Source organism: Vibrio glycogenivorans, assembly GCF_051660965.1.
Classification (GTDB): domain Bacteria; phylum Pseudomonadota; class Gammaproteobacteria; order Enterobacterales; family Vibrionaceae; genus Vibrio.
Window position 1 is genome coordinate 148682 of the sequence record NZ_JBPVIS010000001.1, and the last position, 20159, is coordinate 168840.

Here is a 20159-nt window from a genome sequence, read left to right on the forward strand (position 1 = left end):
GACTAACGCTCATTCATTAAGGAGGATGACCGAGCAACAATAAAAAGAGGTTATATGAATCAACTAATTTCTGTCGGTGCACTAGAGTCATTTCTCATTGCAATCTTGGTCCTATTTTTAGGTCACTTTATTAATACCAAGCTTCCTATCCTGAAGAAATTCAACATTCCTGAGCCCATCGTCGGTGGTTTGATCGTTGCGTGTATCATCACCGGACTGCACTTTAACGGTGTCGATCTGGAATTCGACCTGCCATTGCAAAACACCTTTATGCTGATGTTCTTTGCCACGGTCGGTCTTGCCGCTAACTACACCCAATTGATGAAAGGTGGAGCGAAAGTGTTCCTCTTCTTGGGGGTGGCTTCGGTATACATCATCATTCAAAACGGCGTCGGGGTGTCACTGGCTTCAATGCTGGGTCTTGACCCACTCATGGGGTTGATTGCCGGCTCGATCACCCTCTCTGGCGGACATGGCACAGGCGCGGCGTGGTCACAAACTTTCCAAGAGGTTTACGGTTTCGAGAATGTGCTTGAGATTGCTATGGCCTCTGCGACCTTTGGCTTGATCATCGGTGGTATCATTGGCTCTCCCGTTGCCCAGCGCTTGATTGAGAAAAACAAGATTGAGTCTGAGTATGGCTGTAGTACCCACACCCATGAGAAATTTCCGGAGCTGGTCACGTACAACGAGTACGAGGAAGACAAGGTAACGGCAAAAAAAGTGGTCGAAAACCTGTTCTTCCTTCTAGTTTGTGTCACTGGTGCAAAATATGTGGAGCAGTGGGTCTCTGGATTTGAAATTAGCTGGCTCATGATCCCAGACTTTGTTTACGCTCTGTTTATTGGTGTCGTCATCACCAACTTCCTTGAAGTCACTAAAGTGCGCAAACTCGATACTGAAACCATCGATATGCTAGGTACCGTTTCACTGTCACTTTTCCTAGCGATGGCACTGATGAGCCTGCGCCTTTGGAACATCTTTGACCTAGCGATCCCATTCTTGGTAATCCTAAGTGTTCAATCGGTGGTTTTGGGCTTGTTCTGTTACTACGTGACATTCAAAGTGATGGGCAAGAACTACGATGCGGCGGTGATTTCCGGCGGCCACTGTGGCTTTGGTTTGGGCGCAACCCCAACTGCGGTAATGAATATGGGTACCATCGTTAATCGCTTTGGTCCGTCACCACAGGCATTCATGGTTGTGCCAATTGTTGGCGCGTTTTTCATTGATATTGTTAACCTGATTATTCTTCAAGGTTACATTACTTTCCTTGGCTAATTTAGCCTCTGATGGCAGCCTTTCATTGGCTGCCATCGATTCAGTACTTCCTTACCCAATCACTTCAAACGTTATTTTATGCCAGATGTGATCCAGACTCTCTAAAGCAATCTATAGTTGATATTACAGTTAATTAACTCATCAACGAGGAGCAACCCTATGAGGCAGATCACCTCCCTATTTGTGATTGCAAGCCTCTCAGCTGGTGTTTGTGCTGAGTCCCCAAAACCTGCAACCGAAGCCACCAAAGCCTACAATCAGCAGCTATTATCGACGCTGCCATTTGATGACCAACAGGACTTTGAAGATGCGCAAAAAGGCTTTATCGCTAGCCAGCGTGTCGTCACTATCACCAATGATCAAGATGATGTTGTTTGGGACCTCGAAGAGTACAAAAAATTCATAACACTTGAGGCAAGTGCACCGGATAGCGTCAACCCCAGCCTGTGGCGAAATGCGCAATTAAATATGCTCAATGGACTGTTTGAGGTCACCGAGGGCATTTACCAAGTGCGAGGTTACGACCTTTCTAACATCACTTTTGTTCAAGGTGAGAGTGGCTGGATTGTCCTCGACCCACTCATTTCACAAGAGACCGCCAAAGCCGCGCTGGCGTTTATCAATGAACAGCTTGGTGAGCGCCCCGTTGTCGCGGTTATTTACAGCCACAGCCACATCGACCATTTCGGTGGAGTACGCGGTATTGTTGATGAACAAGCCGTCCTCGATGGCAATGTCCGGATCATCGCCTCTCATGGATTTACTGAGCACGCCGTATCGGAAAACGTGATTGCCGGTAATGCCATGGGTCGTCGCGCGGTTTATATGTATGGTGCCCTCCTACCCAGAAATGAATTCGGCGGGGTGAATGGCGGATTGGGCCAAACAACCTCTACTGGTTTAGCAACATTAATCAAACCAACCGACATCATCGAGCAAACCGGCGACGAGTTGACGGTCGATGGTGTGCGAATGGTGTTCCAGTACACGCCAGGCTCCGAGGCCCCAACCGAGATCAATACTTGGTTCCCTGACAAGAAAGCCTTGTGGATGGCGGAAAACACCACCAACACAATGCACAACATACTCACCCTGCGCGGCGCGCAGGTCCGTGATGCGCTGAAATGGTCTAGCTACCTGCAAGAGACGATTGAGATGTGGGGCGATGAGGTTGAAGTCAAGTTCCAAAGTCACCACTGGCCTAAATGGGGACAAGCCAACATCGTTGATTACTTCAAGAAACAACGCGACATGTACAAATACACCCACGACCAAACCGTGCGCTTGATGAACCAAGGCTACATTGGCTCTGAGATATCCGAGATAATCCAGTTCCCTGATGAGCTCGAATACAACTGGAGCACGCGAGGTTACTACGGCACATTGCGCCACAACAGTCGTGCGGTCTATCAAAGATACATGGGCTGGTACTCGGGTAATCCCTCTGATTTGAACAACCTTCCGCCTACCGAAGCCGCCATCAAGTACGTCGAGTATATGGGGGGTGAACAAGCCACCATAGACAAGGCACAAAAAGACTTTGCCGCCGGTAACTACCGCTGGGTCGCAGAGGTAATGAAACACGTTGTGTTTGCCAACCCCGATAGTGAAAAAGGTAAAGCGCTGCTTGCTGACAGCTATGAACAGTTGGGCTATCAAGCAGAGTCTGGCCCATGGCGCTCAGTCTACCTCCAGGGGGCGTTTGAGCTGCGTAACGGCACACCGAGTGCGGGCGGAACCAACACCGCCTCACCCGATATCATCCGTAATATGCCACCTGAGATGTTGTTTGATTACCTTGCAGTGCGTATATTACCCGACAAAGCCGCAGGACAAGCCTTTGTTATCAATGTCAATTTCACCGACCTTGACGAGCAATACAGCTTGATGGTTGAAAACTCGGTCCTCAACCACACCCGCAAGCAAGCTGCTGAGTCCGATGTTGCCCTGACTCTAACTAAGGCCACCCTGGATGATATCCAGCTTGGAAAGCTGACCTTAGAGAAGGCCATCGCAGACGGTGATATTCAATTAGAGGGCAAGCCCGAGGTGTTTCAGCAGTTTGTCGAGATGCTTGATACGTTCAATTTCTGGTTTAACATCGTAACCCCGTAAGGTCAACAAGATGAAAAAGACCCTTGCCCTAGTGGCAAGCCTGACTGCAAGCTCACTGTCGTGGGCTTGCAGCTATGATGGGCAGTTTTCTAACCCATTTACCCAAAGCTATCCAGGCTCGATTGAGGTCGCGATCGCCACCCAACATGCCGTCCTTGGTAGGCAAATCGTAAGTCCAGAGGCCTTACCGGGTAATCAAGGCTTGCGAAGAGTGACTTGGTGGTTACAACTGATCGCAAACCAGGAGCCTACACTGCCAGAAAATGCTTACATTTATCTGGTCGATAGCCATTTATGGTCGCAAGTCACCACCAATAGCAACATCGATATCCATGTACCAGAGCCGACCTCTACAGGGCAAGTGTTTTTGATGTCTGAGGCGGCTTTACAAGCGGTTGTGACCAATAAGCTTTCCCTGACAGAAGCGCAGGCACTTGGCGTGGTCCTTGAAACAACGCAATAGCGGCCTAACTCCACAAGGAATCAAACGCCCCTGGGCTATTACTATCTACGAAGCACCGCGATCCATCGCCCCAAGTTTAACAAGCTGGTGAGCGAGGCCGCCACATAGGTCAGCGCCGCAGCCTTGAGAATTTTCTCGGCATGCTGCAGATCACCATCATGCAGGTAGCCACCATTCTCTAAGATTGGCAAAGCCTTGCCATAACTGGCATCGAACTCAACCGGAAGAGTCAACAGATGTACCATAGTACTGAGTGCCATTGAAAAAACGCCAATCAATATCGTTATCACGCCCGCTTGCGGCACACGGGTTAGCATTAGGACAAGCGGTGCGGCCACAAGCATCATTCCAGCAATTCTCTCGCCGACCATGGCAGCCTTCACGAGATTCTGCCGCGCCAGAAACAAAGACTCGCCGCGTGAATCCTGAATGGCATGCCCCACTTCATGGGCGGCCACCGTCACTGCCGTTAGTGAGTATCCCGAGTAGTTGTCCGGCGTCAGGCGCACGGCTTTAGCGACCGGATCATAGTGATCACCGGTAGCGGTCTCCTCTACCTCGACGTTCCCCAAGCCGAAACTGTCCAACAGGTGGCGGGCAAGCTCACTACCGCTTCCCTTGCTGCGGTAGCGATTAGCTGGCTGTCTGTACTTCTCCATCACATGCCTGACCCAAAGGCCCGGCAGGAAGACGCACAGCGCGATTATAAGTAATATGATTATCCAGAACATTTTAAATTAGTGTGCCATAAGCAATGGTTAAACTACTTGGCATTATACGCATAAAACGCAGCAGGAGATGCGTGTATTAACTTCACAACGTCCGGTTTTTACTTTAAATGCCTACCGCCATCAAGGTGCAGAGTTCTGCCTGTCATGTACTGACTGGCTAGCACAAATTTGACCCCATCAATCACCTCTTCAAAACCCGCCTCTGTTGGGATCAGCGCTTTTTGCAGGGCTTTGGCCTTATAGGTCTCGTCGTCATGCTCATTGAATTTAAGCATGGCTGGAGAGATGGTGTTGACTTTCACCTTGGGAGCCAACATCGCGGAAAAGGAAAGCGTCAGGTTGTTGAGTGCCGCTTTACTAGCCGCGTAAGCGATGTGTTTTTTGCTGCCTTTCTCTGCAACGTAGTCACTGATGTGGATGATGTCTGATGTTTCATCGCCGGACATCAGTTGGTCTTTGAGGGTTAAGTTGACTAGATAGGGCACACTGGCATGCACCGCCATCATCTGATTTATGATATGTGAGGCATTCTCACTGGGGTTTTGCTTGTTTTCCGGCTGCCAATCAGAGGCGTTATGGATGATGGCCCTGAGTACCTTGTACTCTTGCCCAACGTAATGAAGAAAGTCCTCTAAGCTGCCTTGTTGATAAAAGTCTACGTGTTGTAAGTCGGCGCCAAAGTCACGCAATCGTTGCAAGTGAGGATAGTCGCTACGGTAGGTGCCAATCACCTTGTAGCCGTCGGATAAAAGCTGCTGCGCCAGTGCAAAGCCCAGCCGCTTTCCCACACCGGTTATAAGAATGATTTCACTCATCGTAAGAACTCAGCTCTGGTTTGAGGGTTGGTTTTGAAAATACCACCAAGCGCGGTGGTTGAGGTTTCAGAGTTGGTATCCATCACCCCTCTGGACTTCACGCAATAGTGGGTGGCTTTGATCGTCACCGCGACATTTTCGGTCTCAACCAGAGTTTGTATCGCAATCAGGATCTGCTGAGTGAGGCGCTCTTGGACCTGAGGGCGCTGGGCAAAGAAGCGCACGATACGATTTATCTTCGATAATCCAATGATCTTGGACTCAGGGATATAAGCTACCTGCGCTAACCCATCGATGGTAATAAAGTGATGCTCGCAGGTCGATGTTAAATCAATGCCCGAGACCTTGACCATTTCATCGACGGACATTTTGTTTTCTATGATGCTTATTTTGGGAAAGTTGTTGTAATCGAGCCCTGAAAATATCTCATGGACATACATCTTAGCAATGCGGTGAGGCGTTTCAGCCAGACTGTCATCGGTTAAATCCAGGCCAAGCGTGCTAACAACTTCTGTCAGCAGTCCTTTGATGCGGTTGTACTTCTGGTCGCTGTTCATTTCACTCGGTGTCATCGGGGTTTCGAGCCCCTTAGCGAGCAAGGCTTTTCTTACTTTTTCGGCTTCGGCAGTCAACATTAGCGCGCTCCTTGTGAATTGTGATCGTGGTCTGCTTCGTAGCTCAAGGTGAGCGAAACGGAGTCAGCAAAACGTAGGGCATGAGGCTTGTCGATTCTTACCTGAGCGTATCGCACCCATTGATGATCGATGCAAATACCGAGCACATCGCTGGTCAGCTTTTCTAACAGCAGGAATCTTCCTGATTCGACGTGGTGAATGATTTTCTTGCAGATATTTTTGTAATTGAGCGCGTTATCGACATCATCTGCAAGGCATAGGTTGTTAGCCGGATAATGGATTTCTGCATTGATGATGATGTCTTGCTGCTTGGTTTTCTCTTCTTCGTTGAAACCGATAAAGGTTCTCAGTCTGAGATTGGTAATAGTAATAATCGCATTGTGATTCATAACTGTTTCCGATCGTTAGGGAGTGATCGCAGTTACGTGCGGGTTAGAAAAAAAGATCAACCAAGGTCAAGTTATAAAAAGGTCACCCACTTTGTTCAAAGCCATTAAAGCGGCTAAATAATATTGAGCTTAAAAGGTATGGGTTGTGTTTTCTGGCTCAGCTGATCGAATTCATTCCAGATTTGCTCAAACGTGATGCCTAGCGTGGGATGAAGCGCTTGCGCAGCAACATCGACCAATGGTCTAAGTACGAAAGCGTACTCTGTGATGTCTTCTCTCGGCAGCTCTACACCATCGATAGTCCCTACTTGATGGCCGTACACAAGGATATCGATATCCATGCTACGAGAAGCAAATGCTTTGGTCTCACGCTGGCGGCCACTCGCGAGTTCGATTTGGTGGAGAATCTTCACCAGCTCTGCAACAGGCAGCTCACACTCGAATCCGACGACTAGGTTTAAGAAGTTCTCCCCTTCGAAACCAACCGGCTCGCAATCGTAAAATCTAGAAATTTGCAAAGGCGCAAAGTGTTTATTCAACGCTTTTAGAGATTGTGTAATGTTGTGCTCACGATTAATGTTACTACCGATGCTGACATAGACAGTGGCCATACGATTGTCTTCCTCTTGGTTGCCAGTGGCTTACGTTCTAATTCGCTACGAAGATCAGCTATTTTGTCTTATAATTGCTGCCAGTCCTGCCAATTTGCGCGCAGAATCAAGGCCAAGTTTTCCATACAAAATAAAATCAGGCATCGCATTCCCCCTTCCCCATCAAGCGCTATAGACTTCATGACACAGGCGTAGCTTACTGGCGATTATTGCTATATTACCGGACATTAAAGGTAAGGATAGCTCTCAAGCTGATTTTGATTACTTTAAAAGATACGCTAATCCGTTCCGTCACTTTCCCTTGGTAGTTAGTGTAACGACAATGTCGAGTTTACCAGTTTAGAGGAGACTCCAGTTGAAACGTGTAAAACTACATCTAGAACGCATAAACGCATAGAACCGTGGTTTTAGAGCGCTGAATGACCGATTTACCATAATGGACTTAAGGTAACAAAACTTGAATACGGTTCTGAATCATTAATATCGATGTGATATGATGTAAGGATAATTTATGTTATAGGTGTTTTTGTGGAAAGTGTATTATTTATTCTGAACCTTATTATTGGTTTTTATTTTATCGTTGGTAGCGTTGCTACATTGTATATAATTTTAATGTTTTTTTTCACAGGGCATAACGTCTTTGATGCACCAACAAAACCAGATTTACCATTTGCCCATAAAGTGAGTTATGTTTTGGTAATGTTTTTTATGTTCCCAGTGTTTTACGGTGTATTTTTTAAAGAAACCCTGAAATTATGGTCCAATGTAAAGTTAGCCGAAAAAGCGTAGTCTAACTGGTTTTAATATGAGTTTCGTTATAACTCACTAAATCTTAGAGGCTGACCATTCAGCCTCTTTTTGTTGTTTTGTAACATAATGGGGCAAAGGCATGCTAGAACCTCATATGATTACCAAGGAAGCGTGACGGGCTAAATACCAACCGATTCTGTCATAGCCCTATATTTTAGCTTAACAGCCTCACACATCGATCTTAATCGATATTCATCGATTAAGATCGTTTTACTCTCTATTATAACAAGACACCCGAAATAATATAATTAAGTAAAAATTTGTCCGGCAATATATCGTCCGTAAACACCAATCTTTTAAGTGTGTCAGGTGAAAGTGAACTAAAGCCGAGTACCAAAACCTGATGTTGAAATTACGGTTTCGCCCATTTTTAGCTATTTGTATCGCTATCGGCAATACCTCTCCCCGCCACCGCTGTCACCGTAGCAAAAAGAAAGGTCAAAAGTGGTTTATGCAGCTTTAAAGCAACACCTTGCGGAAGTCACGCCTTTCATCCGCTGCAAGCCGTGATGTCGCTGATATTGACGCAGAGAATTTTCTCCACCGATCGGTCCGGTGAACTCCTTTTCAAGCGAAACTATCAAAGATCCCCACACCGCTTCATCGATCCCTAATCTGGACAAAATTGGCGGATGGTACTCAGCTATGGCCCCAGGCTTGTCTTCGCGTATGGAAATCGTTTAAGACACCCACAGTAATTTAACTAAACAAATTTTGGCGCCAATGATAAATCGCCGTAAACGCCAGTCTTTTATGTGTGCAGAGTGGAGGTTTACTAAAGCCGAATACCAAAACCTGATGTTGAAATTAAGGATTCGCCCATTTTTAGCTATTTGTATCACTATCGGCAATACCTCTCCCTACCACAGCTGTTACCGTAGCGAAAAGAAAGGTCAAAAGTGGTTTACGCGGCTTTAAAGCAACGCCTTGCGGAAGTCACGCCTTTCATCCGCTGCATGCCGTGATGTCGCTGATATTGACGCAGAGAATTTTCTCCCCCGATAGGTCCGGTGAATTCCTTTTCAAGCGAAACAATCAAAGACTCCCACACCGCTTCATCGATCCCTAGTCTGGACAAAATCGGCGGATGGTACTCAGCTATAGCCCCAGGCTTGTCTTCGCATATGGCGCGACCACTTAAATCCACCAGTAACAGGTAGTCTTCAAGTCGGAACGGCAGTCCCTCTGGCATCTCCTGCCTTGGGTCACCAACAAAGGGAAATAAGGCTTCAGGTTGGCGCGGGTCACTGCCGTCAGAACCCTGGAGAATATCCACCCTAGCCTTGATACTGGTATATTCAGACTCTTCAGGGGTCGGGGCTATCTGGGCGCGGACAGGATTTAAGTCGACATAAGTCATACAGGCAACTAAGGCAGCGTCGTCAAGTAGCGCTTGCGACTTAAAACGCCCTTCCCAAAATCGACCTGTACACCCCTCCTCTCTGTTAGCTTGACGGGCTATGGTCTCATTGAGATTACGCATAAACCAGCTGATGTCATACAGACGTTGGCGATACACCTCAACAATATCCATAACCGCTTTCAATGATGCATCATCGAGCTGCTCTCCACTAAGATAGCGAGTTGTTAGCAATGTTCCCTTGTGCAATTGATGCCAACGCTCCAAGACCTCATTCGCACCCCAGTCCCGAGCCGTCACCTGATTAACATGCAGCACCACATGGGTATGGTTACTCATCACCGCGTACGAGCAGACATCAATGGCGAACACTCGCGCCAACTTGAGCAGACGCTCTTCAACCCAACCCCGCCGATGCTCATAACTCTTGCCAGTAACCTCATCAACGCCACACAAGTAGGCCCTGCGCACACAGCGCGAAACACAGTGGTAGTAGACGGTATCATCCAGACTAACTTGTTCAGAGCGAGCTTTGGGCATCGTGATTCTCCTGAGAATTGAGCACTACTTCAGTGTAGGAAAGGGTCGACAACTCCACCAATATTATGGGTGTCTAATTATTCTCTGCAGTCAGTGTTATTTTGTGGCTTCCCAGACCATAATCGTCGTTTCGATTTCATGGTGCTGTGCCTGATGTAGAACCTTAAAATCATGATTTAAGTAAAATTCGATATTGAAACTCTCACATTGTAAATATAGTTTTTTGATACCAAGACTTACTGCTTTTTCTTTCGCTGATTCCAAGAGGTTGTGAGCAATCCCTTTACATCTATGCCTATGATGAGTGAAGACACCACCAACCCAGTTTTCGTATTCTGGATAGTTGATATTTTCACGAATTTTTAGTTCAAGAACGCCGACAAGCTCGTCATCTAGGTGGGCAACTAACGATAGAGGAATGGCCTCTCGATTGACTGATTTCTCGATGACTTTTCCGAGCACCATTTCTTCGGTGACACTTGGAACGATTCTTGCCCACTCATCGTAGTACCATTTAGCTATCTTTGGGGCTTCATGCGGATGATCCGCTAATAATGAAATTTCCATATTTTCTCTTGACCACTGAACTCTTTCTAGACAAATTTTAGCTCCTTTTTCATACTCCTATCATGCAGCCTCTCTAATGAAATTTAATTTAATAATCAAACGGTTAATAAGAAATGTTAGAGATTCGAATACGAAAAGGCGCATAATTTAAAAAGCTAACATCGACACTCTCGGACAACTTTACATAACGAATGTTTCATCCCAAAGAAGTTAATTAGGGTCAGCGATAACAAACCAAGGTTAAGCTACAGACAGGTCAAGATGGATTAAATCGATCAAACTCCACTACGTAAATTGTCGTCACTTCATAGAATATTTGTGTTCAGCTCTTCTCGCAAAAAACAGAGTAGCAGCTCACAAAATAGACACTTACCCTAAACTCAAGGCACTTCACGGCATAATTACCGGCTGTAGGTCATAGTTTTCAACATCTAACACTAGTCATTGTCACATTTAGTTACAGGAAGGAGTATATTGTTTGCGCAGTTTGTATTACCTGCAGACGATGATATTAGGCACAACAATGGATTGTGCTCTTCAACACTTTCAGGATAGATGTATGCAAAACAAAAACTTAATAGCTCGATTAAGCCAAGGTAACCTTGTGCTGCAAATTTTTATCGGTATTGTTCTCGGTATTATTCTCGCAACCATATCGCCGACGTACGCCGAGAGTGCTGGCATGTTGGGTAGCTTGTTTGTCGGCGCACTCAAGGCCGTCGCACCTATTTTGGTGTTTATCTTGGTCGCCGCCTCGATTGCCAACCAGAAGAAAAACCAACATACCCATATGCGCCCTATCGTGGTGTTATATCTGATCGGTACGCTATTTGCCGCCTTGACCGCGGTAGTGCTGAGCTTTATGTTCCCAACCAACCTAACGCTAGTAACCGGCGCTGAAGGGGCAACACCGCCACAAGGGATCACTGAAGTGTTGCGCACGCTGCTGTTTAAACTCGTGGATAACCCTATCAATGCTTTAGCTGAAGCCAACTACATCGGTATTCTTGCTTGGGGCGTTGGTTTAGGCCTTGCTTTGCATCACGCCTCGGATACGACCAAAGCGGTGTTTAATGACCTCAGCCACAGCGTTTCTCATATCGTGCGTTTTATTATCCGTCTTGCACCTTTAGGTATTTTTGGCCTGGTCTCAACAACCTTCGCCACAACTGGTTTTAGCGCCCTGGCAGGTTATGCCCAGCTATTGGCTGTCCTTCTTGGTGCGATGATGATCATTGCTCTGGTTGTTAACCCTGTGATTGTGTTTTTCAAGACCAAGCAAAACCCTTATCCGTTGGTGTTTCAGTGCCTGCGCGAGAGTGGTGTCACTGCGTTCTTCACTCGCTCGAGTGCGGCCAACATCCCGGTTAATATGGCGCTGTGTGAAAAACTCAAACTCGATGAAGATACCTATTCAGTCTCAATCCCACTTGGGGCAACCATCAATATGGCGGGTGCCGCGATTACCATCACCACACTGACACTAGCTGCGGTACACACGATGGGAATTCAGGTAGACCTCGCTACAGCATTGCTACTTAGCGTAGTGGCGGCGTTGTCGGCTTGCGGTGCGTCTGGAGTCGCGGGTGGTTCTCTACTCTTGATCCCACTGGCCTGTGGCCTGTTCGGTATCTCTAACGATGTCGCGATGCAAGTCGTCGCCGTTGGCTTCATTATCGGGGTGATCCAAGATTCTGCAGAGACGGCGCTGAACAGCTCCACCGACGTTGTGTTTACCGCGGCTGTTTGTCGCTCTATCAAAGACCATGCGCCTGAAGCCCAACTTGAAGAGCAACAGTCGTAACACTCAGACCAAGGGCTCGTGGTACTCAGAGATGTTATTTGAGTCAATTCCGCTAGCCGTTAGCAAAAACTTTGGGATACAAAAAAGGGCCTTACAATAAGGCCCTTTTTACACAATTCATAAACGCTATCGTTTATAGGAAGTTAAACGATGCAGTCAGAGCAAAGTTGCTGATGTCCTCTTTACCGACATTGTAAAACATGAACTCAGCACCCACATTTACTGGGCCAAACACTTGGTAATCCGCGCCAAAGCCGTACATCGCGTCAAAGCCGTCGTCACTGTCTGCTTGCCAACTATGCGCGCCAGCTTTGCCATACAGTCTCAGTGGACCAAAGCCGATGCTTGGTCGTAGTGCAAAGTACAACGAGTCAATATCGTCACCGGCTAGTGTACCATGATCGGTATAACCTAGCTCCATTCCAACAAATGGCAGTGGAAACAAGCTTGTACCAGCATGAATGTTGTATGCTGTGTCTGTGTTACCATCTAGGTCTGACTGACCAATAGAAACACCACCATAGACCAAAGAGTTTGCTGCTGCTGATGCAGACATTCCCAAAAGTGCAACTGCCAAAAGTGTTTTTTTCATAATACCCTTCTTTAATCGATCACATGCCAACTGTGGCAATCATCTCTATCCTGTTGAAATTCTAAAGCATCAGGCATGCCAACACTACCTAATATTGACCTGCCCAACGCTTTTGCTTATCAAACCAGCATATCTTTACTTAAATAGCCTCGATCGCATTCTTCACGCGCTTATCTGAGACAGGGTACGGCGTGCCAAGTTGCTGGGCAAAATAACTCACCCGCAGCTCTTCCAACATCCAGCGGATCTCTTTCACCTCTGGCGGCACCATCATGCCTTTTGGGATCTTGTTCAGTAGCTCTTTGTAATCATTGGTCACTGATTCGATCTTGAGCATATGCAGGCGATCTTTGTTCGGATCGATCGGCAGTTTCTCCATGCGTCGCTCAATCGCCTTCATGTAACGAAGGATATCCGGCAGACGCTTCCAACCACATTCTGTGGCAAAACCGCGGAAGATAAGCCCCTCAATCTGCGCTTTAATGTCAGACAGCGCAAACGCCATGGTAAAGTCAATCTTACCTTTGAGCTTCTTGTTGATATTAAACGCAGTGGTCAGAATCGTTTCCACCTGCTTGGCAATCTCCACCACGGTATCGCCAAGCTCGGCACGGATGTGCTCTTTGAGTGCCTCAAATTGCTCTGGCTCCCAGACGATACCGCCCTTCTCTTCGATAAGCTTATCAATACCACACGCAATGCAGTCATCAATCAAATCGAGCACCTTACCATACGGGTTAAAGTACAGGCCTAGCTTCGATTTATTGGGCAGGTTGCTATGCAGATACTTGATTGGTGACGGCACGTTGAGTAGCACCAAACGGCGCTGACCGGCCTGCATCGCAAGCTGCTGCTCTTGCTCGGTCTCGTACAGTTTGATCTCAACACTGTCTTTGTTGTCCACCAGCGCTGGATAGGCTTTCACATCATAACCACCGCGCTTCTGTTGATAGACGCGTGGCAACTCACCAAAGCTCCATGTGTGCAGGCCCTGCTGCTCGATATCATCATCGGCCACTTTCGATAGGGTCTGCTGAACCTTCTCTTTCAGGCTCTCTTTAAGCTCATGCAAATCGGCATGCTCTTTGAGTTTGCGGTTGCGATGATCCACCGCGCGGAAGGTCACTTTAAGGTGATCCGGCACCTGATCAAGATTCCAATCATCACGCAAGATCTCAGCGCCACTCATTCGGCGCAGCTCTTTCTCCAGCGCATCAAGCAGCGGCATCTCCATCGGCGTCACTCGAGACAGGAACGCGTCGGCATAGTTTGGTGCGGGCACGAAGTTTTTACGCAGCGTTTTAGGCAGTGACTTAATCAAGCTCACGACCAACTCATGGCGCAAACCCGGGATCTGCCAGTCGAAACCGCCCGGCTCAATTTGGTTTAAGATCGGCAGCGGAATGTGCACCGTCACACCATCGTTGTCGTCGCCTGGTTCAAACTGATAACTCAGCTTGAGCTTTAGCCCACCTTGGTGCCAGAAGTTTGGATAATCGAGATCGGTAACATGGCTGGCATCGCCTTTAAACAGCATCTCTTTTTCAAAATTGAGCAGTTCACTGTTTTGCTTCGACGCCTTTTTCCACCAAGTATCAAAGTGACGACCTGACACCACCTCGGTATCAACGCGCTGATCGTAGAAATCAAACAGTTCATCGTCATCCACCAAGATATCGCGGCGACGTGACTTATGCTCGAGCTCTTCAACCTCTTGCAGTAGTTTGCGGTTCTGCTTGAAGAAGGCATGTTTCGTCTCCCACTCACCCTCTACCAGCGCACTGCGAATGAAGATCTCGCGGCTAACCTCTGTATCAATGTGGCTGTAGTTGACCAAGCGTTTTGGCACCACAGGGATGCCATAAAGCATCACCTTCTCATAGGCCATGACGGCAGCGCGTTTCTTGGACCAGTGCGGCTCACTGTAGCTGCGCTTGATCAGGTGCTTGGCCAGTGGCTCGATCCACTCAGGCTGGATCTTAGCGATGATCCGTCCCCAGAGCTTAGAGGTTTCCACCAGCTCCGCTGACATGATCCATTTAGGCTGTTTTTTAAACAGACCCGATGCTGGGAAGATATGAAAACGGGCATTACGCGCGCCCTGGTATTCATTCTTCTCCTGATCCTTCATGCCCACATGGGAGAGCAAACCAACCAGTAGCGCACTGTGCACACCATGGTAAGACGCAGGCTCATCATTGAGCTTAAAGTCCATCTCGCGCATCGATTGATGGATTTGGAAATACACGTCCTGCCACTCACGGATACGCAGGTAGTTAAGATAATCCTGCTTACATTGCTTGCGGAACTGGTTGCCTGTCAGTGCTTTTTGCTGCTTCTGGATATAGTCCCACAGATTCACAAACGTCAGGAAGTCAGATTCTTCGTGGAAGAAGCGGCGGTGCTTATCATCTGAGGATTGCTGCTTATCGCTTGGGCGCTCACGCGGATCTTGAATAGACAGTGCCGAGGCAATAACCATCACCTCTTTCAACGCGCCATTTTTCGGCGCTTCAAGCACCATTCGCGCAAGGCGCGGGTCGATTGGCAAGCGTGCCAGCTGACGACCAATCGGCGTCAGACGCTTCTTCGCATCCTTGGCGTTATCATTGATTGCGCCAAGCTCTTCAAGGAGACGCACACCGTCTTGAATGTTGCGTTTATCCGGCGCCTCAACAAATGGGAAGGCTTGAATATCGCCTAGACCCAGCGCCGTCATTTGCAAGATAACCGATGCAAGGTTGGTGCGCAGGATCTCTGGGTCGGTAAACTCCGGACGTGAATCAAAATCCTCCTCAGAATAGAGGCGGATACAGATCCCCTCCTCGACACGTCCACAACGACCCTTACGCTGGTTGGCGCTGGCTTGAGAAACCGGCTCAATCGGCAGTCGCTGTACTTTGGTACGATAGCTGTAACGGCTGATCCGCGCTGTACCCGGGTCAATCACGTACTTGATCCCTGGCACGGTCAATGAGGTCTCAGCAACGTTGGTCGCAAGCACAATCCGGCGACCGGTATGCGCCTGGAAGATCTTATTCTGCTCACCAGCTGACAAGCGGGCATACAGAGGCACAATCTCGGTATCGCGGAGCTTGCGTTTGGTTAACGCATCAGCAGTGTCACGGATCTCACGCTCACCGTTCATAAAGATCAGGATATCGCCCAAGCCTTCATCGCACAACTCGTCAACCGCATCGAAGATCCCTTCCATTTGGTCGCGATCTGCTTCACCTTCACTACTCAGTGGACGATAACGCAGCTCTACTGGGTAAGTACGACCAGAGACCTCAATGATCGGCGCATCGTTAAAGTGCTTAGAGAAGCGCTCAGGGTCAATGGTGGCCGAAGTGATGATTACCTTTAGATCAGGGCGACGAGGCAAAAGCTCTTTTAGGTAACCTAAGATAAAGTCGATGTTCAAACTGCGCTCGTGCGCTTCATCGATAATGATGGTGTCGTACTGATTCAGGAAACGATCATGCTGAATTTCCGCCAGCAAGATACCGTCGGTCATCAACTTAATCTGAGTATTTTCCGAGATCTGATCGTTAAAGCGAACCTTGTAGCCCACAAACTCACCGAGTTTGGTCTCCATCTCTTCAGCGATACGGTTGGCCACCGAGCGCGCAGCAAGACGGCGTGGCTGAGTATGACCGATAAGACCGTATTTTCCGCGACCAAGCTCAGCACAAATTTTTGGCAACTGCGTCGTTTTACCCGAGCCGGTCTCACCCGCGACAATCACGACCTGGTGATTTTCAATCGCCTTGGCGATATCATCACGCTTTTGGCTTACTGGCAGGATTTCTGGATAATCTATCTTGACTGGGTAGCTGGCGCGTTGCTCAGCCTCCATCATCGACTTGGCAATATCCAAGGCGATTTCATCGAACACCGCGCTACGCGAGGCTTCTTTTTTGATGCGGCTAGCACCTTGGATGCGTTTGCTCAGGCGAAAACGGTCGCGCATCATGCACTCGTTGAGTGCCTTGCGTAGCGAAGAAGCGTTATTCGCTTGGGTGGATTCAGTCTGATTAGTTTGAGACTGTTTTTCTGGCTGTGACGACGTCAAAGCGTTACCTATCTTCTAACTCAATAAAATTGCGCGGATTGTATCACAAAGCCAGTCCAAGTTGACTCCTGTAATAACGACAAAACCCAGCGAAAGCTGGGTTTTGATGATAGAAAGAGATAGTGACTCACAAGTGACACGCAGCCGACTAAAAATGATACTGCAAGTAGACCATATTGTAGTTACTTCCGCCTTTCATACGGCCATACTGCGCCGAGGCCTCGAAGATCGCTGAGCGGTGGTGGATGGTATAGCCAAGCCAAACGTCTTTCCATTCTGGACGATCAAAAGCGTCGCCCAAGCTGAAATCAAACGAAAAGTCGAGATAGTTGAGCAATCGACTGGCAGTCGTATATTGATCCTTCTCAACAATCATATCTTGATATTCTAGATAGGTGGTGCGATCCACCCAAGACAGTCCCTCGGCCACACCAAAACGCCACCTAAATGGCCATTCAAAGGTATAGTAGGCTTTAATCGCAGCGATATATTCCGTACTCGCCCCTTGAACCTCCGACGACCAGTGGCGCCCTATCCCTGGGGTGAGATAGATCTCAATAGGAAAACCAAATAGGGTATCGCTCAACGGGTGACCATAGAAAATCGAGGTCATTTGATTGTTGAACTCATCTTTTTCAGTTTGGAAACGAATGATTTCCCCAAGGTTTGATAACGTCCCCCAGCCATGGGCAATACGCCAGTATGGTTTGGCTTTGACATCACTACGTTTGGTACGCTCTGGTTGATTGAACAGGCCAAAGCCAAGATAGATCTCTCCCTGTGCATTGCTGTCAATCGCATCGGCGTTATACGCGTTGTGATCCAATATGGTAAGGCTGGTCGAGCCCATAAAATATAAGTTGGAAAAGACGTGATAACGCCCCTCAATACCAATGTTGGCATCAACTCCAGCACCGATACGCTGATTGGTGAAATCCTCTACCGCGTAATAATGAGAGTTAAAGTCCGCTGACTTGTAGCGCAGAGTGACACTTGGCTTAAACCACCAATCTTGATTGCTGTACTCCGTCGCTACCTGCCAATTGGCTTGGGCGCGACCTTCGGCATCAGAGAGAATGTTCAACTTGGTGTGCGTCGCTTGGGTGAGTTGATAGGTGAGCTCTGCACCCATGTCCAACTTAGCACTGCCATATTCATGCTGCAGATCTTCAGGCAAATCAATCAAGCGCAAACGGCTCATAATATCAAAACGCCACGCCCCTAAACTGTATGCCTTGTACCCGGCGTCAAATCCATCAATATAGAAATAGTCATTTTCGAAATGGATCAGAGGTACAAAACTACTCGTAGTTTCTTTTTTTTCACCGACCGCGAAAGGCACGGTAGCGATACGATATTGCGCCGACACACCCCAGGTTTGATCTGTGTTATCGCGTTGAAAAAAAGTCGCTTGTTCCTCACCATGCGCTTGTGTGGCAAGGGTAAAGGGCAGTAAACTAAGCGCCAGTGTTAAAGGTAATCCCGAGCGTCTCATTGAGCTCCTAAATGTGTTTCTGGTGGTGATTCGAATGAGGCGGAGTATAACAACCTCGGTTTTAGCCTGCGTAAAATCCGTGTGAAACAAACCTAGGTATATTGTCTTGGTTGGCTTTAGAGCCTATCCTTGGCTTCGCATTGTTGCATTGGTATCTATATGCGACTTTTTTTACATCTTTTTCGTGTCCGCGTCTACTCTAACTACGTCATGAACATAAAATCCCGCAAAAGTGAAATTATCTGATCTAAAACACAAAATTGCTGCACTGCCAGTGCAGTCAGACCCCGATGTAGTGACTGGTGAGTCATGGCTCCCAGAGCGACTTATCGATGTTCATCTAGAGAATGATAGCCTATTGCATCTAGTTTTTGACCATGCTCCGAGTGAAGACTTATTGCCGGAGGAAGGAAGAGGGTTTGTCGAACACGAGATTGAGCTGCTGCGCAAGAAAGTTATGCAGATCCTTCACGAGCCATGTCGTGTGCCTGAGAAAGCCGATGCGCTACTTGGGTTGATGCTGATGATCCACGAAGTTTCGAGCGCAGAGGTGATTGAGACCATTGAGGGGTTAGAGGGTTAAAGGATGCCCTTCATTTGTTGAACGCCAGCGTCAATCTTGCCGATCAAAAAAATCACGCAATGACTTCGCCGTGTCTTTTTTACTTTTTTCGTAAGCATCGAACACGCCATCATCTCGCCCAGACAGTGCCAGTAACCCATAGCTGATCGCGACAAGCATAGTGAGCACCGCACCCATCATCGCCATCAAACCCATAATATCCAGTTGGAAAAGCACTAAAAATAGACCACATAAACTGGCAGAAGTAAGCGCAATTTTAGAATTTCTATTCATTAGTAAACCCTCATAATATCGAGCCGTTATGAATTATCCTATCGTATTGGCGACTAATGTTAGGTGCTAGCGGTCACTTTAAGGTTGTTTTTTAGCCAACTTTGGATTTTTATGCGTCATGCAGCACACTTTGCACCCGCTTCATTATTCAAACTGAGACCTGAAACACAGGGGGCGAGGTTCGGGTACGGGCTATGCCCTTCGAGGAGCGAGGAGTTTTGTGCGCGGGGAGTATTAGTCGCTCTGCCAACTAACTAGGGCTCTTTAACCATTACCCTATATTAAGGATGGGCGAGGAATTTGTAGCGTGCGAGTTATTACTCGCTCCTCGGAACGAAGCGTTACCCGCTCCTCGCCCCCTAAGCGCTCCTAGCGCGCTAGAGCATGGTGAGCGCGAGCTTAGCGAGGTTGTAGGCGTCGACGTAGCCGGAGTGTTGGCGTCCTTCCCAGTCTATTCCTTTGGCTTCTTGGGCGGCTTTGTGACCGATGCGTTTGTCTTTGAGGCGGTTCTGTATGCGATACAAGGTTGCCAGGTTAACAAACTCTTTAAAAGGCAGCTCGATGCCTTTGTCTTGGCACTCTTTGGCAAGGATCAGGTCATCTCGCCCCCAGGAAGCGTAGATTTTGTTTGCACCGCCAAAGTTCTTAATCATCGATTGCAACACCGAACTTAGCGGGCGGCCTTGCTTTTCAATCTTGCGCGGCGTGATCCCAGTTAACTGGGTACAAAACAGGGAAATCTCATCTTGCTCAGGCTTCACATAGTACTGAGCTCGCTTAACCACCTCTTGCTTGACCAAGTCGATCTCGGCTAATCCAATCTCGATGATCTCGCCCGTGGTTCCCTTGCCGTCTTGGTTCCAACAGCACATCTCTAGGTCAAAGCAGACGACGCGATTGTAGTTCATTATTAGCTATCTCTTTCTGGTTGGCAGGGCTCAAAACGTTGCAAAGTCTACCTGAGAGGCAAAAAAATATCGAATCCCTGACAGCATTAACTCAGATTTGACACTTTAAGTG

General features: G+C 47.8%; 18 protein-coding genes. 6 read left to right on the top strand and 12 right to left on the bottom strand.

Going from position 1 to position 20159, the window contains the following annotated elements; all coding sequences use genetic code 11:
* Positions 1–54: 54 nt before the first annotated feature.
* From gltS to ACSTTG_RS00680, 3 genes are all read left to right on the top strand, one after another.
* Positions 55–1281 (top strand): sodium/glutamate symporter, encoded by a 1227-nt coding sequence (gltS, locus tag ACSTTG_RS00670; RefSeq protein WP_438460034.1) that lies wholly within the window; start codon positions 55–57, stop codon positions 1279–1281.
* A 159-nt stretch (positions 1282–1440) separates the two neighbouring features.
* On the top strand, positions 1441–3396 hold the full coding sequence (locus ACSTTG_RS00675) for an alkyl/aryl-sulfatase (RefSeq protein WP_438473509.1): 1956 nt from the start codon (positions 1441–1443) through the stop codon (positions 3394–3396).
* A 10-nt stretch (positions 3397–3406) separates the two neighbouring features.
* A complete protein-coding gene (locus ACSTTG_RS00680) occupies positions 3407–3859 on the top strand; it encodes a hypothetical protein (RefSeq protein WP_438473510.1) in 453 nt (150 codons plus the stop codon).
* Positions 3860–3900: 41 nt separating this feature from the next.
* On the opposite strand, the gene ACSTTG_RS00685 is transcribed toward ACSTTG_RS00680, so the two are convergent.
* From ACSTTG_RS00685 to folK, 5 genes are all read right to left on the bottom strand, one after another.
* Positions 3901–4590, bottom strand: a complete 690-nt coding sequence (locus ACSTTG_RS00685; protein WP_438473511.1) for a zinc metallopeptidase — start codon at positions 4588–4590, stop codon at positions 3901–3903.
* A gap of 98 nt (positions 4591–4688) precedes the next feature.
* The gene (folM, locus tag ACSTTG_RS00690) at positions 4689–5405 is read right to left on the bottom strand and encodes a dihydromonapterin reductase (RefSeq protein WP_438473512.1); all 717 of its coding nucleotides are present in this window, start codon (positions 5403–5405) and stop codon (positions 4689–4691) included.
* Positions 5402–6040 carry a GTP cyclohydrolase I FolE gene (gene folE / locus ACSTTG_RS00695; protein WP_438460029.1) on the bottom strand — a complete coding sequence of 213 codons (639 nt, stop codon included), beginning with the start codon at positions 6038–6040 and terminating at the stop codon, positions 5402–5404. The genes folM and folE overlap by 4 nt, the downstream gene beginning before the upstream one ends.
* The gene (gene folX, locus ACSTTG_RS00700) at positions 6040–6429 is read right to left on the bottom strand and encodes a dihydroneopterin triphosphate 2'-epimerase (protein ID WP_438460028.1); all 390 of its coding nucleotides are present in this window, start codon (positions 6427–6429) and stop codon (positions 6040–6042) included. The genes folE and folX overlap by 1 nt, the downstream gene beginning before the upstream one ends.
* A gap of 113 nt (positions 6430–6542) precedes the next feature.
* Complete coding sequence (gene folK / locus ACSTTG_RS00705) at positions 6543–7040, bottom strand: 2-amino-4-hydroxy-6-hydroxymethyldihydropteridine diphosphokinase (RefSeq protein ID WP_438460027.1); 498 nt, start codon at positions 7038–7040, stop codon at positions 6543–6545.
* 528 nt (positions 7041–7568) lie between these two features.
* Here folK and ACSTTG_RS00710 point away from each other — a divergent pair.
* Positions 7569–7829, top strand: coding sequence for a hypothetical protein (locus ACSTTG_RS00710; protein WP_438460026.1), 261 nt, complete (start codon positions 7569–7571; stop codon positions 7827–7829).
* Positions 7830–8754: 925 nt separating this feature from the next.
* On the opposite strand, the gene ACSTTG_RS00715 is transcribed toward ACSTTG_RS00710, so the two are convergent.
* Both ACSTTG_RS00715 and ACSTTG_RS00720 read right to left on the bottom strand, forming a co-directional pair.
* On the bottom strand, positions 8755–9750 hold the full coding sequence (locus ACSTTG_RS00715; RefSeq protein ID WP_438473513.1) for a transposase: 996 nt from the start codon (positions 9748–9750) through the stop codon (positions 8755–8757).
* A 96-nt stretch (positions 9751–9846) separates the two neighbouring features.
* Positions 9847–10317: a GNAT family N-acetyltransferase gene (locus ACSTTG_RS00720; RefSeq protein WP_438473514.1), complete on the bottom strand. Its 471-nt coding sequence runs from the start codon at positions 10315–10317 to the stop codon at positions 9847–9849.
* 559 nt (positions 10318–10876) lie between these two features.
* Between ACSTTG_RS00720 and sstT the strand changes: the two genes are divergently transcribed.
* Positions 10877–12121: a serine/threonine transporter SstT gene (gene sstT, locus ACSTTG_RS00725; RefSeq protein WP_438473515.1), complete on the top strand. Its 1245-nt coding sequence runs from the start codon at positions 10877–10879 to the stop codon at positions 12119–12121.
* Between the two features lie 133 nt (positions 12122–12254).
* On the opposite strand, the gene ACSTTG_RS00730 is transcribed toward sstT, so the two are convergent.
* The 3 genes from ACSTTG_RS00730 to ACSTTG_RS00740 form a co-directional block, all read right to left on the bottom strand.
* Positions 12255–12713 carry an outer membrane beta-barrel protein gene (locus ACSTTG_RS00730; RefSeq protein WP_438460022.1) on the bottom strand — a complete coding sequence of 153 codons (459 nt, stop codon included), beginning with the start codon at positions 12711–12713 and terminating at the stop codon, positions 12255–12257.
* Positions 12714–12852: 139 nt separating this feature from the next.
* Entirely contained in the window at positions 12853–16788 is a 3936-nt protein-coding gene (hrpA, locus tag ACSTTG_RS00735) for an ATP-dependent RNA helicase HrpA (RefSeq protein WP_438473516.1), read from the bottom strand.
* A gap of 148 nt (positions 16789–16936) precedes the next feature.
* On the bottom strand, positions 16937–18283 hold the full coding sequence (locus tag ACSTTG_RS00740; protein WP_438473517.1) for a MipA/OmpV family protein: 1347 nt from the start codon (positions 18281–18283) through the stop codon (positions 16937–16939).
* Positions 18284–18515: 232 nt separating this feature from the next.
* Between ACSTTG_RS00740 and ACSTTG_RS00745 the strand changes: the two genes are divergently transcribed.
* Positions 18516–18866 carry a VC1380 family protein gene (locus ACSTTG_RS00745; protein WP_438473518.1) on the top strand — a complete coding sequence of 117 codons (351 nt, stop codon included), beginning with the start codon at positions 18516–18518 and terminating at the stop codon, positions 18864–18866.
* 30 nt (positions 18867–18896) lie between these two features.
* Here the strand turns inward: ACSTTG_RS00745 and ACSTTG_RS00750 are convergent, their stop codons facing one another.
* Complete coding sequence (locus tag ACSTTG_RS00750; RefSeq protein WP_438460018.1) at positions 18897–19139, bottom strand: hypothetical protein; 243 nt, start codon at positions 19137–19139, stop codon at positions 18897–18899.
* A gap of 377 nt (positions 19140–19516) precedes the next feature.
* Positions 19517–20047: a 3'-5' exonuclease gene (locus tag ACSTTG_RS00755; RefSeq protein WP_438460017.1), complete on the bottom strand. Its 531-nt coding sequence runs from the start codon at positions 20045–20047 to the stop codon at positions 19517–19519.
* Positions 20048–20159: the final 112 nt, after the last annotated feature.

Bases quoted from the DNA above. Each gene is read 5' to 3' on its own strand.
- gltS (WP_438460034.1), top strand. From the start codon at position 55: ATGAATCAACTAATTTCTGTCGGTGCACTAGAGTCATTTCTCATTGCA.
- ACSTTG_RS00675 (WP_438473509.1), top strand. From the start codon at position 1,441: ATGAGGCAGATCACCTCCCTATTTGTGATTGCAAGCCTCTCAGCTGGT.
- ACSTTG_RS00680 (WP_438473510.1), top strand. From the start codon at position 3,407: ATGAAAAAGACCCTTGCCCTAGTGGCAAGCCTGACTGCAAGCTCACTG.
- ACSTTG_RS00685 (WP_438473511.1), bottom strand. From the start codon at position 4,590: ATGTTCTGGATAATCATATTACTTATAATCGCGCTGTGCGTCTTCCTG.
- folM (WP_438473512.1), bottom strand. From the start codon at position 5,405: ATGAGTGAAATCATTCTTATAACCGGTGTGGGAAAGCGGCTGGGCTTT.
- folE (WP_438460029.1), bottom strand. From the start codon at position 6,040: ATGTTGACTGCCGAAGCCGAAAAAGTAAGAAAAGCCTTGCTCGCTAAG.
- folX (WP_438460028.1), bottom strand. From the start codon at position 6,429: ATGAATCACAATGCGATTATTACTATTACCAATCTCAGACTGAGAACC.
- folK (WP_438460027.1), bottom strand. From the start codon at position 7,040: ATGGCCACTGTCTATGTCAGCATCGGTAGTAACATTAATCGTGAGCAC.
- ACSTTG_RS00715 (WP_438473513.1), bottom strand. From the start codon at position 9,750: ATGCCCAAAGCTCGCTCTGAACAAGTTAGTCTGGATGATACCGTCTAC.
- ACSTTG_RS00720 (WP_438473514.1), bottom strand. From the start codon at position 10,317: ATGGAAATTTCATTATTAGCGGATCATCCGCATGAAGCCCCAAAGATA.
- sstT (WP_438473515.1), top strand. From the start codon at position 10,877: ATGCAAAACAAAAACTTAATAGCTCGATTAAGCCAAGGTAACCTTGTG.
- ACSTTG_RS00730 (WP_438460022.1), bottom strand. From the start codon at position 12,713: ATGAAAAAAACACTTTTGGCAGTTGCACTTTTGGGAATGTCTGCATCA.
- ACSTTG_RS00740 (WP_438473517.1), bottom strand. From the start codon at position 18,283: ATGAGACGCTCGGGATTACCTTTAACACTGGCGCTTAGTTTACTGCCC.
- ACSTTG_RS00750 (WP_438460018.1), bottom strand. From the start codon at position 19,139: ATGAATAGAAATTCTAAAATTGCGCTTACTTCTGCCAGTTTATGTGGT.
- ACSTTG_RS00755 (WP_438460017.1), bottom strand. From the start codon at position 20,047: ATGAACTACAATCGCGTCGTCTGCTTTGACCTAGAGATGTGCTGTTGG.